This is a genomic window from Bombella favorum (assembly GCF_014048475.1).
Lineage (GTDB): Bacteria > Pseudomonadota > Alphaproteobacteria > Acetobacterales > Acetobacteraceae > Bombella > Bombella favorum.
In genome coordinates this window covers 350,198-366,780 of record NZ_NWUS01000002.1, presented here as the reverse complement: position 1 = coordinate 366,780, position 16,583 = coordinate 350,198, and the positions used below count along the sequence as shown (strand labels likewise).

The 16,583-nt window shown below is 55.8% G+C and carries 8 protein-coding genes; 6 read left to right on the top strand and 2 right to left on the bottom strand.

All coding sequences use genetic code 11. The annotated features are described in order from the left end of the window. Positions 1-32: 32 nt before the first annotated feature. From rpsA to CPA57_RS06860, 4 genes are all read left to right on the top strand, one after another. Entirely contained in the window at positions 33-1,742 is a 1,710-nt protein-coding gene (gene rpsA, locus CPA57_RS06875) for a 30S ribosomal protein S1 (RefSeq protein WP_182082064.1), read from the top strand. Positions 1,743-1,908: 166 nt separating this feature from the next. Then, the gene (locus CPA57_RS06870) at positions 1,909-5,346 is read left to right on the top strand and encodes a glycosyltransferase (RefSeq protein ID WP_229709315.1); all 3,438 of its coding nucleotides are present in this window, start codon (positions 1,909-1,911) and stop codon (positions 5,344-5,346) included. 8 nt (positions 5,347-5,354) lie between these two features. Then, positions 5,355-8,363 carry a glycosyltransferase gene (locus CPA57_RS06865; protein WP_182082063.1) on the top strand — a complete coding sequence of 1,003 codons (3,009 nt, stop codon included), beginning with the start codon at positions 5,355-5,357 and terminating at the stop codon, positions 8,361-8,363. Between the two features lie 32 nt (positions 8,364-8,395). Next, complete coding sequence (locus CPA57_RS06860) at positions 8,396-9,424, top strand: CgeB family protein (protein WP_077395960.1); 1,029 nt, start codon at positions 8,396-8,398, stop codon at positions 9,422-9,424. Between the two features lie 124 nt (positions 9,425-9,548). On the opposite strand, the gene CPA57_RS06855 is transcribed toward CPA57_RS06860, so the two are convergent. After that, entirely contained in the window at positions 9,549-12,305 is a 2,757-nt protein-coding gene (locus CPA57_RS06855) for a M16 family metallopeptidase (protein WP_182082062.1), read from the bottom strand. 149 nt (positions 12,306-12,454) lie between these two features. Here CPA57_RS06855 and CPA57_RS06850 point away from each other — a divergent pair, with 149 nt between their 5' ends. After that, positions 12,455-12,985, top strand: coding sequence for a hypothetical protein (locus tag CPA57_RS06850; RefSeq protein ID WP_182082061.1), 531 nt, complete (start codon positions 12,455-12,457; stop codon positions 12,983-12,985). Then, positions 12,975-13,511, top strand: coding sequence for an MliC family protein (locus tag CPA57_RS06845; protein ID WP_182082060.1), 537 nt, complete (start codon positions 12,975-12,977; stop codon positions 13,509-13,511). Before CPA57_RS06850 ends, CPA57_RS06845 begins: the two co-directional genes overlap by 11 nt. A 519-nt stretch (positions 13,512-14,030) precedes the next feature. Here CPA57_RS06845 and metE read toward each other — a convergent pair. Continuing rightward, positions 14,031-16,358, bottom strand: a complete 2,328-nt coding sequence (metE, locus tag CPA57_RS06840; protein WP_182082059.1) for a 5-methyltetrahydropteroyltriglutamate--homocysteine S-methyltransferase — start codon at positions 16,356-16,358, stop codon at positions 14,031-14,033. Positions 16,359-16,583 lie beyond the last annotated feature (225 nt).

The following is a 16,583-nucleotide window of genomic DNA, read 5'->3' as shown; positions in this document are numbered from 1 at the left end:
TAGGCTGCGGCACTCTGGAATGCTGGAAATACATGGCTTCTGCCACTCAGAATACACCGGAACACGGTAAAGAAGATTTTGCTGCCCTGCTGGATGAAACACTGGGTAGCGACAGTGCGTTTGACGGTACCGTTGTCCGCGGTCGTGTCATCCGCCTGACGGACGATCACGCTATTGTCGACGTTGGCCTGAAGAGCGAGGGCCGCGTGGCTCTGCGTGAGTTCGGTCCTGCGGGCACAACCCCGGATGTGAAGCCGGGTGATGTGTTTGAACTGTTCATCGAGCGTTACGAGGACCGTGACGGTTCCATCGTGCTGTCTCGCGAGAAGGCCCGTCGTGAAGAGGCATGGACCGCTCTGGAGAGCGCCTTTGCACACAACCAGCGTGTCAACGGCACGATTTATGGTCGTGTGAAGGGTGGCTTCACGGTTGATCTGGGTGGCGCCATGGCCTTCCTGCCGGGCAGCCAGGTTGATATCCGCCCCGTGCGTGACGTTGGGCCGCTGATGGGCCAGCCGCAGCCGTTCCAGATCCTGAAGATGGACCGTGCCCGTGGCAACATCGTTGTGTCCCGTCGTGCCGTTCTGGAAGAGACCCGTGCTGAGCAGCGTTCTGAGCTGATCCAGGGCCTGAAGGAAGGCATGATCCTTGATGGCGTCGTCAAGAACATCACCGATTACGGTGCGTTCGTTGACCTCGGCGGCGTTGATGGTCTTCTGCATGTCACCGACATCGCTTGGAAGCGCATCAACCATCCGTCTGAAGCTCTTCAGATCGGCCAGCCTGTCCGCGTGCAGGTGATCCGCTTCAACTCCGATACACAGCGTATCTCCCTGGGCATGAAGCAGCTTGAGGCTGATCCGTGGGAGAACGTGGCCGTTAAGTATCCGGTCAATGCCCGCTTTACGGGCCGCGTGACCAACATCACGGATTACGGTGCATTCGTTGAGCTGGAGCCGGGCGTTGAAGGTCTGGTCCACGTTTCCGAAATGTCCTGGACGAAGAAGAACGTCCATCCGGGCAAGATCGTGGCTACGTCTCAGGAAGTCGAAGTCATGGTGCTGGATGTGGACAGCGCAAAGCGCCGTATTTCTCTGGGCCTGAAGCAGGTTCAGCGCAATCCGTGGGAGCAGTTCGCTGAAGAGCACAAGGTTGGCTCTGTCATCGAAGGCGAGATCCGCAACATCACTGAGTTCGGTCTGTTCATTGGTCTGTCCGCTGACATCGATGGCATGGTTCACATGTCTGACCTGTCTTGGGATGAGGCCGGCGAAGAGGTCATGAAGCGCTACGAGAAGGGCCAGGTTGTTCAGGCCAAGGTTCTCGACGTGGATGCCGAGAAAGAACGTATCTCTCTGGGTATCAAGCAGCTTCAGGAAGACCCGGCTGCCGATGTGCTGGACCGCATCAACAAGGGTGATGTTGTCACCTGCGTTGTGACGGCTGTTCAGAGCAACGGGATTGAGGTCAAGGTTGATGATGTCCTGACAGGCTTCATCCGCCGTGGTGAGTTGGCCCGTGACAAGAGCGAGCAGCGTCCGGAACGCTTCGCTGTTGGTGAGAAGGTCGATGCCAAGGTTGTTGGTCTGGATCGTTCTTCCCGTAAGCTGTCCCTGACGATTCGTGGCCGTGAGGTCGAGGAAGACAAGCAGGCGATCAGCGAGTACGGTTCTTCCGACTCTGGTGCTTCTCTTGGTGATATTCTGGGTGCGGCTATTCGTCGTCGCACTTCCGAAGATTGAGAGGTATAACCTAGATTATGGGGAAAATTTTAATGTTTTCTTTATGATTTAGGGTGGTAAAAGGGCGGCCAGCTGGTCGCCCTTTTATCGTTTTATAAGGGCGGCCTTAACATTTTGTTGGGGTTGTGTTCCGAATGGGTTCGTTTTTTGTAAGTAAGTTGTTATCATGGCCCGTCTGCGCAATCGGCTGCAAGATGGGTTCTCTCTAAAAGATTTAGGGCTAGCAATGGCGATCATTTACAACACAAATTATACCCATAACCCGAATGCCTACCTGACATTGGCAATACAGCGTGCAGCGGAAGAGCTGTTCGGGAAAGAGAACATCCTTGTTGCTGATAATCTGAGTTTGGCAAGTGCTGCGGCCTCCGGGCAGCACGATACCCTGCTTTGTATTGATGGGCAGCGCATTAATCAGGCCCTGATCCGCCGTGTACGGCCTGCTTTTAAGACTGTGATTCTCTGGACGTTTGAAGACCCCTTCATGCAGGAGGTAAACGCCCAGCTCGCCCCGCTGTTCGATTATATTTTCACTAACGATCCTGCTTCTGTACCGGTTTACCAAGGTAAGGGGCATTATTTGCCACTAGCCGCAAGCCCGAGCCTGCATGAACGGCCTGTGCTGAATGCTGCGGATTGTGAGTATGATTTGTTTTTTGCTGGCACGATGTGGCCCAACCGGGTGCGCACCCTGCGGCGTGTGCTGGCCAGCTTCCCCGATGTGCGACTGAAGCTTGTCTGCCCGGGGAATGAGTATCTGCCGCCTCTACCGGATGATATTGCTGCACTGGCCCTTCAGAGGCCTGTCAGCCATGAGGCCTTTATTGATTTTGCAAATGTCAGTGCCGTAACGCTGACAATGTTCCGGGACTATGCCAGCCACGGCGATGTCAGCCAGGCCACAGCACCGGGCCCACGCTATTTTGAGCTCGGTTTGGCGGGAACAGCACAGGTTGTTGAAGTCGCTCCGGGTATGGATGTCGAACACTTTAAAAGTGTAGATGGCGTCCATCTGGCTTATGATGACGATGAAGTGGTGGAGCATATTGCCCGCTTGCTGAACGACCGCAAGCTGCGGCAGGATTCTGCCCGCGCGGCGCAGAAGTCGGTTATCGGGCGGCATCTTTATGCCCATCGTTTGCAGGTCATCCGTAAGATTACGCAGGCGGAGTTCAAATGCCATGCGCCGGCCAATGTGGTGCCAACCCCACGGCGTGACCGCCTGCGGGTGTTGATGTGCACTCACTCCACCATTCATGAGCAGGTCTGGGGTGGGGTCGAGGTTTACCAGCGGGAGCTTTGCTCCTTCCTTGGCCGGGATGTGGAGTTCTTCTTCTGGCTGCGGCGGGGGACAAGCTGCCGCCTCCTCTCTGCCAACGGGCACGAGTTGGAGCGTTTCGACGTTGCTGAACGTAGCTGGGATGATGTTGTCTGCGATGCGCAGGAAGAAACAGTATTCTCCAGCGTGCTGGGCCAGTACAATATCGACATTGTCCACTTCCAGCACCTCGGGCACCACGCCCTGTCATTGCCACTCATTGCTAAGGCAAGTGGGGTGGGCGTGCTGTTCTCGGCGCATGATTTCTGGCTGGTATCGTCCCGTTATAACCTGCTGAATCAGGAAATGCGGCATGTGGAGGATCAGTTTAAATCTGTTCTCGCCATGGATATCATGCTGAAGCAGGCCGAGGGGGTTGAGTATGGCGGGGAACAGACACGCCGTGCCTTCATCGACCGGATGCTGCATCATGTTGATGCCATCATGTTTGGTACGGCTCATTCCCGGGACTTCATGCATCAAATTTACCCTGTCCTGGATAGGAAGGTCAGTCTGGTTAATGGGATCCCAAGCCCTGATGTAACGGTGCCGGTTATCCCCAATACGTATGAGCCTCTCGGGGAACGTCCGTTGGGTGTGGCCATTGTTGGCAATTTTGCCCGGACTAAGGGAGCAGATACCATTCTCTCCCTAATCGAGGCAGCCCATCCGGATCACTTCCATTTCCATATCCTGGGTTATGTCCATCCAGACTATCAGCCAGTGCTAAACAACCTGAACCGCCCGAATGTGACGGTTCATGGGCGGTATGACATTGGTAATACGGATGTCATGAAACAGGCTGATGTAGCTCTGTTCTTGTCCATATGGCCCGAGACCTACTGCATCTCCTTGTCCGAGGCATGGCAGTATGGGCTTGTGCCTATCGTCACGGCAATTGGCGCACTGGATGACCGGGTGACGGATAGCGTCAACGGCTTCAAAGTACCGGTTGGTCGGCCAGATGTCGTGCTGGAGCGGCTGGAGCTCCTGCGGTCTTCCGAAGATATCCGCCAGAAGATGATGAAGGCCATTACACCTGACCTCTGGACGCATGAAGGTGAATATGCTGCGGGGTTGTTCAAGCTGTATCAGAGCTTGGCACCGAAGCGTCTGCTTGGCGTGTCCGATCTTATGTTGGATGCTGGGCAGCTTGGTATTCTGCCCATAGCCTCTTGGAAGAATCAGGCTCCGCCCCGGCATATTTTCGATCCGCCGTTGGTGCGGGATGTGGCCATTAGCCTACCGACACATATCAACGACTGGTTCGCCATTCAGGGTGCTAATTGCTACTTGGATGATATCTGCCATCATGTTCTTGTCGAGGGTGCAGAGAAGACATTCAAACCGGCTGATGAGTTTCATCTTCGTGGTTGGTTGTTCCTCCCCAGCATCACGACAGCGGGGCAGCTGCATGTTGTGCTGATCAGCGAGGATGAGCAGAATCCGTTGATCTTCCTGAAGAGCGAGCGGGAGAGCCGCGGAGATATTTGCGAGCTGTTTGGTGCCGATGTGCCACGGCGTTCGGGCTTCTCGGTCAAGGCGGCTCTGCGTGGTAAATGGTGTGAGGGCTGGTACCGGATCGGTATCGTCAACTCCATCAATGGCCGTGGGGCGTTCCAGCTTCTTTCCTACGGCCTGGAGGTCGAAGGTAGCAAGGTCAGGAGCATCCGGTCGTTCAAGCCGAGTAATGATACGATCCTGAGCGACTTCTACCGGGTTGTGAATAATGACAACGTGCTGCGTGGTGTGCCGTTGACTCGCTTCCCAAGGGGGCGCCTGTTTGCGCAGGAGCATGGAACGCAGTTCTACTTCTTCGACCGTCTGGAATTGCTGACAGCCGATGAGAGTAAAGATCAGGGTATCTCACCGGAAGAAGTAGGCGGTGTTGCCGTTCGGGGCTGGAGCTTCATGGCGGGGCAGGGCCGTTCTGGTACGGCTTATGTGGCCCTCGTTGGGGCAGAGACGGATGAGATCGTCTTGTTTGCTATGTCCCGCTTCGCACGGGATGACGTGCGGACAGCCCATAATGATGCGCCGCTTTGCTCTGGGTTTGAGGGGATGTTGAGACCGTGGAAGGGGCGGGTCCGCCCAATGTCTGGTGTCTGGCATCTGGCCTTGGTGAACATCGTCGGGGAGTTGTTCGGCACGGTCGTGACGGATGTCTGCATGGAGATGGAAGGCGGACGCTGTCGGACGCTGTATCGTGAAATGCCAAAAGACGAGCAGCAGGAGCGTATCCGGCGGTTGGTGCTAGATCTATCTCACCGTCAATCCAGGCAATGAGTTCCGACATGACGGAGATGAAAGCTGGTTCGTCGGGGGATTTATCCCCCCGGTGGCTGGAGTTTCAACCGCAATGGTACTTACTGCGCTATCCCGATGCGCAGGAGCTGATGTTTCAGCATGGTTATGATGATCCGCAGCGTTTCTACGAAGATATAGGCTGCCATAGGGGGCATTCGCCCAACCGGTATTTCGATGAAATCTGGTACAGGCAGGCTTATCCGGAGGTCCGGCGTGGCCTGCTGGAAAAACGCTGGAAGTCTGGCTTCGAGCATTATTGTGCGGAAGGGTATCACCGTCTGTCACCGCACTGGCTGTTTGATGAGGTGGCTTATCGCCGCCGGTATATGGAGCTCACAGACCGGTATTTAGCAGAACGTGGCTTCCGTAATGGGTATGATCATTATCTCTCCTATGGCGAGATGCATGGTTTCCGGGCTGGGCCTTTTGTTGATGTTGTCCTGCTTCAGAAAATGGCAGAGCGCTACGAGGAATGGTTTGGCTCGGAGGGGCTACTAGCCTCGTGGTTGGCTCTGCCGTCTCATATCGTGGATGCTGAACCAATCTCGTGGTATTTTGATGCTGCGTGGTATCTGAAGACATATCCGCAGGTGCAGGAGGCTATTGATGCCGGCGAGTACGGCAACGCATTGCATCATTATCTGACCAATCCGACACCGGATGCGTTCAGTCCGTCTGCTTGGTTTGATGAAGCCTATTACCGTAGGACATCACCGGACATTCTGCCCTCCGTAGGGGGTACGGGATTGCGGAATGGGTATGAACATTTCGTTCTATTCGGTGCGCATGAGGGTCGCTCCCCCGCAGAAGGGATTGATCTAGCCTCTTACAAGCGGCATCCGCTTGTCTGGTCGGATTGTGAGGGGGGGGTGTACGATAGTCCCTTCGCTCGTCTGGTAGCGGAAAAGCATGGTCAGGCTGTGCCAGTGGAGCATGAAGAGCCATTGCCTGATGAGGAGGAGACACGCCAGCTTTTTCGGGATGATGCAGCTCTGTATCTTCCCGCTCTGGCACGTCGGAAGCTGGATTTCCGTGTGCGTGGCATGGCGGAGGTCAGCGTCATTATGGTCGTGCATGACCAGATCGACCTGACCCTTCAGGCTCTGGCATCTCTGCGGGCTGGGTATGATGGGGCGATCCAGCTGATCCTTGTGGATTCAGGCTCCCGTGATGAGACATCCGGGCTGGAGCAGCTTGTCGAGGGAGCGATCATCCTTCGGCACAAGGTGAATATCGGTTATCTGCTGGGCTGTAACGAGGCATTGGCCCATGTTACGGCGCCGGTCGTCCTCTATCTAAACAACGATGTACGGCTTTACCCTGATGCTCTGCATCATGCTTTGAAGCGTCTGTATCGCCTTGATACAACCGGTGCGGTAGCTGCCCGGTTGGTACGGACTAATCTGTACCTTCAGGAGGCAGGGTCCATCATCTGGCGGGACGGGGCAACTTACGGGTACCGGCGGCAGGATGACCCCAATATTCCGGAGGCTAGTTTCAGCAGGGAGGTCGATTACGGATCGGCGGCTTTTCTGTTGGTTAGGACGGGGCTTCTACGGCGGCTGGGCGGGTATGACACCCGCTATTGGCCTGCCTATTTCGAGGATACGGACCTGTGTGTCCGGCTTCAGAAGATCGGGGCACGGATCGTTTATGAACCTCTGGCAATGGTCGAGCATCTAGAGTTCGGCAGTTCTGGGCAGAGCGGGTCTCATCAGCTTATCCAGCGGCACTGGAAGGTCTTCGCCCAGCAGCATCAGGAGTTTCTCCGGCAGCAGCAGCCTCAGCATATCCGCAATGCTCTGCTGGGTCGTGAGCGACGCCGACCGGAGCGTCAGCGTGTCTTGTTGATTGAGGACCGGATTCCCTTACGGGGTTTGGGGTCTGGTTATGTGCGGTCCAATGATATTGTCCGTGCACTTGTGGCGCTGGATTATCATGTGACGGTCTTCCCCGTTATGCGGGAACAAACGCCGCCCTTCCTGCTTTACCGGGACTTCCCGGAGGAAGTGGAGCTGGTTTTCAATCAAGATATGTCCACACTGCCGGCATTTCTGGAGGAACGGGCCGGGTATTATGACCTGCTCTGGGTGGGGCGGACTCATAACATGGCTCGTCTCTTGCCCTTGCTGAATGAGGCAAGTCGCTTCCTACCGCATTGCGGGTCCGTTCTGGATACGGAGGTCGTGGCAGCCCCAAGAACCCTTCTCCAGCAGCGTGTGACGGGTCTTATGGCCGATGGTAGCCCGGCACCAGAACTAACAGAGCAGGAATGGGCAGCGGAGCAGGAAAAATTGCTAGCGGAGGAATTGCGCTGCGCCCATTACTGCCAGCAGATCGTGGCTGTGACCGAGCATGATGCCGATCTGATTCGTCAGGCAGGCTATCCTAATGTGATGGTTCTAGGCCATGGGATGGCGGTTAGACCGACCCCCCGGCCTTATGGGGAGCGGCGAGACATTCTTTTCCTGGGAGCTTTCCATAGTGAGGCATCTCCCAATTATGATAGTATGAAGTGGTTTGTTGAGGAGGTATTACCCCTCATCAAGGCTCTACCGGAGGGTGTGTGCCTGCATATTGCAGGCTATGTTCACCCAGCGGTAGATATGACCCCGCTAGGGCAGCATGATCGTGTTGAGATTCTGGGGCCGGTGGATGATCTGGATGCCCTGTTTGACCAGTATCGGGTGTTTGTGGCACCGACACGTTTCGCTGGTGGGTTGCCATTTAAGGTCCACGAGGCCGCTGCTCGGGGGCTGCCCATGGTCGTAACAGACCTGCTCCGGGAGGAGGTAGGCTGGCAGGCTGGGGAAAGCCTGTTGAGCGCATCCGGAGCCGACCCGGCAGGTTTTGCCGCAGCTGTGGAGCAGCTGTATGGCGATGAAACACTCTGGCAGAGTATCCGCCAGTCTGCCCTGGAGGCTGTAAAGCGGGATACCGACCTAGAGGATTTCAGACGCAAATTGAAACAGATTGTGGATGCCTCCCTGAACTGACATGGGGCAAGGCGTTGTGGGGGGAGTGACAGATGAGCGCAGGTGAAGGGCAGACCGCCGTGAAGAACAATCGGAAAAAAAACAAAGTGAGCAGAAAAGAACAGAAGGTTCTACTGTGCAGTGGTGGCCGTTACGAGAGCCATGCCAATGCTCAGGTGCGCGCAACCATCGTGGAGGGGTTGGAAAACTGCTTTGGCAAAGGGAATGTGATTTCCGTCCATGTGACGGCAGCAGCCTCTGCTATCCAGACGTTGCGTCCGGCCCTCGTTTTTGCCTCAGGGTCCTATCTGCCAGAGAGCACTTATTTTGGTGAGGTATCGCGGGCTGCGAAGAAGGTCGGTGCTGTGACGACCTTCTGGGCTACGGAAGACCCTTATGAGCAGGATGCGCATTACCAGATCGCCAATGACTTTGATGTGATCTTCTCCTGCGATCGCTGGGGGCATAATTTCTATCAGCGGGATCGGGTCTTCCATCTGCCGCTGGGGGCCTGCCCGAAGCAGCATTATGTGCCGATCGACCAGCAGGTAGAAAAAACCATTGATGTGCTTTTCTGCGGTGTGGCTTTCAGTTCCCGTAAGGAAGTTGTGCGCAACCTCATGCCGGTGCTTCAGCAGCTTAATATCCGCATCATCGGGCCGGGCTGGGGCGAGATGGGTGTGGGTTTCTCCGATGCTCGGATTGAAAAGCAGCAGCTCATCGAACTGTATAGCCGTTCACGTATTGTGCTGAATTTGGGGCGGTCCCTGCATTTTGAAAATAAACGCTTCATGATCTCCCCTTCCACACCGGGGCCACGTACGTTTGAGGCTGCTGCAGCTGGGGCGTTTCAGGTCTTTCATGAAGAAACTCATGAATTGCGGCGGTACTATAGCGCGGATGAGATTCCGATCTTCTCCAACCGTGATGACTTTGAGCAGATCGTGAATCGTTATCTCCGGGATGATGATCTGCGTTTTGAGATGGCTAAAAAGGCGCAGGAACGGACCATGCGGGAGCATCTGTACGGCAACCGTATTGCACAGGCTGTAGATTATCTGATGGAAGAAAAGCTGCTCTGATAGAGCCGTTGTGACAGTACCATCCGTTTTATGGTGGATGGAAAGAAGGGCACCCTTGTTAGGGTGCCCTTTTTGTTTCAGGCGGTTTTATTCCCTGCCATCTCTGCACGGCAGGGAATAAAGTTTATTTTGCAGGGGCTGGACCCATGATGATGCGGGCCATGTCCGCCGGGCGGATCCATTGGGCAAAGGCCTTCTGCACGTTTGTAGCCGTCATGTCATAAACAGCCTTTGCAGCTCTGTCTGGGTTATCCAGGGGCAGGTCTAGGTCAATGAGGGAGAGCCAGAGTTCTGCAAGGGAGTCAAAGCTGGCCCGGCTCATCGGGAAACTGCGGAGCAGGGTGGCTTTGGCGAGGTCTAGCGTCTCGGCAGAAACAGGCTTTGTTCTCAGCCGGTTTAGGTCCTTTATAGCAAGGGCTTGCGCAGCGGGCACCTTAGCGGGGTCTGCCCCAAAGGTAATGGAGAAGCTGCTGCGTGTGCGGCTGTAATTCAGGCTGCTACCAACCCCATAGACATACCCCGTGCGAACACGGAGGTCCTGCATCAGAAGGGAGGAGAAGCCATCTCCCAGAATGGTATTACCTACCGCCAGAGCGTGACGGTCTGGGTTGGTAATGGTTAGGTTTAGTGTTTCTGTGAGGGTCACTTTGTCCTGAGAGCGTCCTGGGTCGGCAATGACAGCCTTACTAGCCCGGCTGGGCGGAATTGGTGCAAGATCAACCTGTGGCGTAGGGCCTGTGGCCTGCCAGCCCCCGAAGGCGGCTGTGATTTTCTGGGTGGCTTCCTCCGGTGTGATATCGCCTATGATGACGATGGTCGTCAGGTCTGGCCGGTAGGTATTCCGGTAATAGGCATTCACATCGTTGAGTGTAAGGGCACGGATGCTCTCTGGCGTTGCTTCACGCAGGGTGGGGTCCTTTGCCGGGACAAGAGCCTTCTTGATGGCTCGGCCAAAATGATAGGCTGGAGACTGGAGCGTGCCTTTCTGGCTGCGAGCTTCCTGCTCCCGTGTGATGGCGAAGGCGCTAGAGGGGAATGCGGGGTGCAGCTCATGTTCTGCCAAAAGGGACAGGCCAGTGCCGAAGGACTCCGTTAGGGTGCTGAGGCTGAAGCTGCTGCCGGCTTCCTCCTCGGCGGAAATATCATCAAGAGCCCGGGCTAGGGCCAGTCGGTCATGTTTGGTGCTGCCATAGAGGAAGAGCCGGTCCGTTAGAGAGGCAACGCCTTCCTTCCCTAAGGGTTGTTCCAGCGCAGGGTTCTGGCGGATGGTGCCGTATAGTTCGATTGTGTGGCTTACATGTTCGGGCTGGACGATAAGCCGCAGGCCATTGGGGAGTGTCGTTGCATAAGGCTGGGGTGAGGCTGCTGGTAGAGTCAGGCGGGCAAGGGCCTGTTCTGCCCAGTCTGGCAGAGTGACATGCTCCTTTGGTGGGTTGGTGAAGGATTCTGCACCACCAAAGCCCTTATCAGCTAGCGGCTTGCCCGAGTTGCTGGGCGTTAGTGTTGCACTGATGGCGTGGCTGGGGTCTAGCCATTCCCGTGCCAGGGTATCGACATCCGCTTTGGTGACCTTTTGGAAGGCGCGGATTATGTCACGAGGGTTGTTCAGATGCTGGATGGCGACAGCCTGAGACCAGCTTTCTGCCTGCCCGCTGATGCTGTTGGCATTGAACTCCAGAGCAGCAATTTCTCTGCGCCGGGCGGCCTCGATGAGGTCTGCCGGGAGGCCAGATGAACGGTAATGTTCCAGAATGGCTGCCATATTGACCCGGACAGGGGTTGGATTGCCGCCCTGCGGGAACACGGCATAGGCTGTGGCAATACCGCCTTGCGCCTCTGGCGCATACATGAAGCCGGTTTCCAGTGCTTTGCCCTGTGGTACGAGGGCAAATAGATCAGCCCGCTGGCTGGCGAGCACATCAGCCAGGAGGGTTGCAGCTGCATAGCGGGGATCACGCTGTCCAGGCATCTGCCACGCCAGCGTGACTAGTCCAGCTGGTAGGTCCGTTGGCAGGGAGAGGTCCCGATGAGCGACGGGTTTGGGTGTGACCTCTGGGCGAGCTGGAAGAGGGCGAGAGGGTAGGGCACCGAAGGCGGCTTCAACCTTCTTCAGTGTTTCGGTCGGGTCTACATCCCCGGTGATGACCAGCACGGCATTATTAGGGGCATACCAGCTTTCATAGAACTGACGGAGCTGGTCGACTGTCGTGGCATCGAAGGTGGGGCGACTCCCCAGAGCATCGGCTTCGTAAGGTGTACCCTTATAAAGTAGACCCCGCACCTGCGAGAGATAACGGTAGATCGGGCTGGAAAGGTCCCGGGAGACTTCCTGCTCGATGGCACCACGCTCATGAGCCCATTCGTCCTTGCTGAGGGTCAGACCTTCCATCCGGCCCGCTTCAATACGCAGAAGAATATCGAGATCGCTGGCAGGGGCCGTGAAGTAATATTGTGTGACATCTGCCGTGGTATCGGCATTGTCGTTATTACCCAACCGTGCGCTGAGCGTGGCTAGCTGGTCCCGGCTGAGGGTTTTGGAACCATTGAACATCATATGTTCAAGAGCATGGGCCGTGCCGGGGAAACCCTTGGGCGCATCGACAGACCCGACCTCGTAATTCATCATCGTCTGTACGACCGGGGCCAAGTGATTCTGGACGATGATGACACGTAGGCCGTTTTTCAGTGTGGCCCGGGTGACGCCTTCCTCATCGGCTGTGCTGAGCATGGCGGGAGCCGTGGCAGATGGAGCGGGAGCCGCAGGGCTGGGCGTAGCAGGCTGGGTAGCCGTGTCAGCCAGAGCGGGCAGAGCCGTGAGGCTAGTGGTCAGAAGAGTGACCGCAAGCAGGGCTGGACGGAACAGTGAAGCGGGTAAAGCCATGAGGGCTGCGCATCCTTTCAGCAGAGGAAGGTGTCTGTCGTCTGTTTTCAGTGTGCCGGTGACATATCGTCAAGGGGGCGTGTTCTGTTATAGTCCTGGTCAGGGCAGATTGTGCCAGATGGGCATGATACCAGAGAAAAGGAGACAGGATGAAGGAGGGGTTTCTTCAGGCACTGGATGATTTCATTCTGGACAGGCTGTTCCAGCCCATTGCAGACCGTATGCCTGAACCCATATCGGCTTGGAGCATTGGCATCAATTTTGAACTTGGTTCCGTCATCCTACAGGTTGCCTGTCTTTTTGCGCCATTGCTGATTTATGGAGCCTCCATCAGCGAGAGTGTGCAATCTGTTCTGGTGCTTCTGTGCAGTATTGTATTGTTCATCGGCTTCCAGCGGTTCCGCCCCTTGGTGCAGTCCAATACGCTCAACCCTCTTCGCCCGTTGATGCGCAGTTTGCGGCTGATTTGTCTGGCTTTTCTTATTTACGAAACCATATCTGTTTTTATCGCTCCTTCTTCTCCCACCACATGGCTTTGGAACCGTTTGGGCCTGCTTTCGCAGCTGGCTTTTGTAACGGGGCTATATTTCATGGCCTGCCAGCCTCGCCCACCGAGAGAAGAGCGCAGGGCTGAGAAGCGTCTTGCTGAACTGAGGGGAGTTGCGACTGATGGTATCTGATCGGCTGAGAGTTGTTTTTATGTGTGGGCTGCTATTGGCGGTGGCCTGCTCTCGTGGAGAAAAGGCACAGGCAGAGGAGAGTGCCGCTAACCACCCCCAGCAGGCTACGCCCGCCCAGCCTACATCCCCTCGTAAGAAGGCTGCGCCGACACATAAAACGGGTAATCATCTCCTGATTCCCCTTCCGGCTGATGAGATCGTAGGGCGGCAGGATGTTGATTACACATGTAGTCTGGACGAGAAAAAGGCGGGCGATGATGTTCGGTCCCTGCGGACCTCCCTGCCTGCGGGTCGCTTTACTGTTACCTATCTGAGTGCGGATATTATGGCTCTGGCCGTCCTGCCCGTGGATGGTCGGGTGATGGTTTTTGCCAATGTTGTGGCGGGTGATGGGGCTAAATATGTGGGAGATCGCTATAGCTGGTGGGCTAAAGGCGATGAGGTCACGTTCGCTCGGGAGGACAAAGAAGGCGTGTCCTTTGCCTGCCATGTTGTGCCTACTGCTGGGGCATCTGTGGCTCATTGATGAGGAACAGTAGGTAAGAGGTGATGAATAGTTTTTACTACATATTGAGTGTATATTGTCGCAGTAAAGATTATAGGGGGAAATGGGATGGTCCAGTTAAAACCTTTTGGGGTATGTCCTCATTGTCACAATAAAGTTAGAGGTATAGTTGTAAAAAAGTGTAATTTTACTAGAGATGTATGTGTCTGCTCAGTGTGTAATGGAAATATTTTGGTATGTAGGGTGCCTGGATGTCGTAATTACACAGTAGCAGATGATTTCTTTAATGAGGTTTGCCTTTCATGCTCAGGCGAGGCTGGAGAGGTAATGAAGAAAGCAATTAAGGATATTGTGAATTCGCGTGTGGATAGAATAACCAAGAAAAAATAAATATTAGTATTACGTTCCTATAGAAAAGGGCTCCCCAGTGAGGGAGCCCTTTTCATGTGGGGGAGACTGTTCTAAATCGCCCCCCGGAACCCGGCTTCATTTGGATGGATCGTGCTAGGTAACGAAGCCGGGTTCCATCTCTTTCAACCTTCAGCCACGCAGGATTTCAGCAGCCTTGACCATGTTGGCGATGGCCGGGCGGACTTCTTTCCAGTTACGGGTCTTCAGGCCGCAATCCGGGTTCACCCACAGCTGGCGGCGAGGCACCTTCTTCTCAGCGGCACGCAGCAGCTCGACCATTTCCTCGACAGACGGGACACGGGGGGAGTGAATATCATACACGCCCGGGCCGATCTCGGCGGGGTATTTGTGATCGGTGAAGGCTTCCAGCAGTTCCATTTTGGAGCGTGCCGTCTCGATGGAGATTACGTCAGCATCCATGTCGGCGATGGCCTGGATGATGTCGTTGAACTCAGAGTAGCACATATGGGTGTGGATCTGTGTCTTGTCCTGCACACCGCTGGCCGTGACACGGAAGCTTTCTACAGCCCAATCCAGATAATGCTGCCAGTCTTTGCGGCGTAGGGGGAGACCTTCACGCAGGGCGGCTTCGTCAATCTGGATGACGGGGCAGCCAGCCTTCTCCAGGTCCTGCACTTCGTCACGGATGGCGAAGGCGATCTGACGGCATGTCTCGGAGCGTGGCTGATCGTCACGGACGAAGGACCAGTTCAGGATTGTGACCGGGCCTGTCAGCATGCCCTTGACCGGTTTTTGGGAGCAGGACTGTGCATACTGCCACCAGTCGAGCGTCATGGCTGCTGGGCGGGAGACATCACCAAAGATGATGGGCGGGCGGACATAGCGGGAGCCGTAGGACTGCACCCAAGCATGTTTGGTGAAGACGAAGCCTGAAAGCTTCTCACCAAAATACTGCACCATGTCGTTACGCTCGAACTCACCATGCACGAGTACGTCCAGACCAACTTCTTCCTGCCATTTGATGGCAGATTCCGTTTCCTTCTGCAGGAAGGCCACATAATCCTGCGTGGAAAGTTCCTTCTTGGCGTGGCGGGCACGGGCCTGGCGCACTTCCTTCGTCTGCGGGAAGGAACCGATGGTCGTGGTAGGGAAGAGCGGCAGCTTCAGGGCCTCTTCCTGCGCCTTCTGGCGGACAGGGAAAGCAGACTGACGCTGTGTCAGCTTGGCATCCTTCTGGGCGGCACGCTTCTTCACATCCTGATTATGGATGCGTGTGGAAGTGCGGCGGCTTTCGGCAGCAGCATCGGAGGCTTCCAGAACGGCCTTTACGCTCTCATGGCCTTCATTGAGGGCCTTGGCGATGGTGGCGAGTTCGGCAATTTTCTGCACGGCAAAGGCCAGCCAGTTTTTTATCTCGGCATCCAGCTGCGTTTCACGCTCCAGATCAATCGGCGTGTGTAGCAGGGAACAGGACGGAGCTACGATGATGTCACGCTTGGCAGCAATCGGAGCAATGTGCTTCAGAATCTTGGAAAGATCAGCCTTCCAGATGTTCCGGCCATCAATCACACCGAGGGAGAGCAGCAGGTCCGGGCGTGCCTTGGCGACAACCTCTTCCAGCTGCTGCGGTGCACGGACGAGGTCAACATGCAGGCCGTGGACCGGCAGAGAGAGTGCTGTATCCAGATTGTCGCCCAGACCACCAAAATAGGTTGTCAGCAGCAGTTTGATGTCCGGAACGGCACTTGTGAGGCCCTGGTAAGCAAAGGCAAAAGCCTTACGGGCAGCATCATCAAGGTCCAGCACCAGAGTCGGCTCGTCAATCTGAACCCATTCAGCACCAGCCTGACGCAGCTCACGCAGTACCTCGGTATAGACGGCGAGCAGCCCCGGCAGCAGGTCCAGCTTGTTGAAAGCCTTGCCATGGGCCTTACCCAGCAGCAGGAAGCTTACCGGCCCCAGCAGGACAGGGCGTGTCTCAATACCCAGAGCCTTGGCTTCTTTATACTCATCGATAATTTTGGTGGAGGAGAGGCTGAAGCTCTGGCCTTCTTTGAATTCCGGCACGAGGTAATGATAGTTCGTGTCGAACCATTTCGTCATTTCCGCAGCGGGAACATCGGTGGCTTCATGGTGATGGCAGGAACAGTTTGCATGGCCCTCGGCAACCTCACCACCGGCAACCTGACGGCCACGAGCGATAGCGAAATAAGTGGTGAGGTCCACTTTACCGCCCTTATGGCCATAGATCTCCGGCACGGCACCGACTAGGGCGCTGGTATCCAGCACATGGTCATAGAGGGAGAAATCGTTGGAGGGGATGATGTCCGCTCCCTGCTCCTTCTGGCGGGTCCAGTTCTCCTTACGGAGGCTGGCGGAAGTCTGAAGCAGTTCGGCTTCGCTGCTGTTACCGGCCCAGAAACTTTCCAGAGCTTTTTTTAGTTCGCGGCGGCCACCGATACGGGGAAAGCCCAATGTTGCGACGCGTACGGTCATGACATGCCTCCTGGCGTTTGGTGGGGCCGGTCCATTTGCCTTCCACCACCCTGCAGAGGAAAGCCGCTGGGGGGAGAAAGGCAAACGGGCGGTCTATGCCCCACCGATAGATCAAGACTGCCTCGGGAGAAGCAGCTGGAGAAGCGTCCTGCTCACCTTTCATGAAAGATGAAAAAGCGAACCGGGATGCGTTGTGAGAACCAGAAGTGGCAGGGCTTTTTAAAA

What these genes read in the sequence shown, in the direction of transcription:
- CPA57_RS06865 (WP_182082063.1), top strand. Translation starts at nt 5,355, where the DNA reads ATGACGGAGATGAAAGCTGGTTCGTCGGGGGATTTATCCCCCCGGTGG.
- CPA57_RS06860 (WP_077395960.1), top strand. Translation starts at nt 8,396, where the DNA reads ATGAGCGCAGGTGAAGGGCAGACCGCCGTGAAGAACAATCGGAAAAAA.
- CPA57_RS06870 (WP_229709315.1), top strand. Translation starts at nt 1,909, where the DNA reads ATGGCCCGTCTGCGCAATCGGCTGCAAGATGGGTTCTCTCTAAAAGAT.
- metE (WP_182082059.1), bottom strand. Translation starts at nt 16,358, where the DNA reads ATGACCGTACGCGTCGCAACATTGGGCTTTCCCCGTATCGGTGGCCGC.
- CPA57_RS06850 (WP_182082061.1), top strand. Translation starts at nt 12,455, where the DNA reads ATGAAGGAGGGGTTTCTTCAGGCACTGGATGATTTCATTCTGGACAGG.
- CPA57_RS06855 (WP_182082062.1), bottom strand. Translation starts at nt 12,305, where the DNA reads ATGGCTTTACCCGCTTCACTGTTCCGTCCAGCCCTGCTTGCGGTCACT.
- rpsA (WP_182082064.1), top strand. Translation starts at nt 33, where the DNA reads ATGGCTTCTGCCACTCAGAATACACCGGAACACGGTAAAGAAGATTTT.
- CPA57_RS06845 (WP_182082060.1), top strand. Translation starts at nt 12,975, where the DNA reads ATGGTATCTGATCGGCTGAGAGTTGTTTTTATGTGTGGGCTGCTATTG.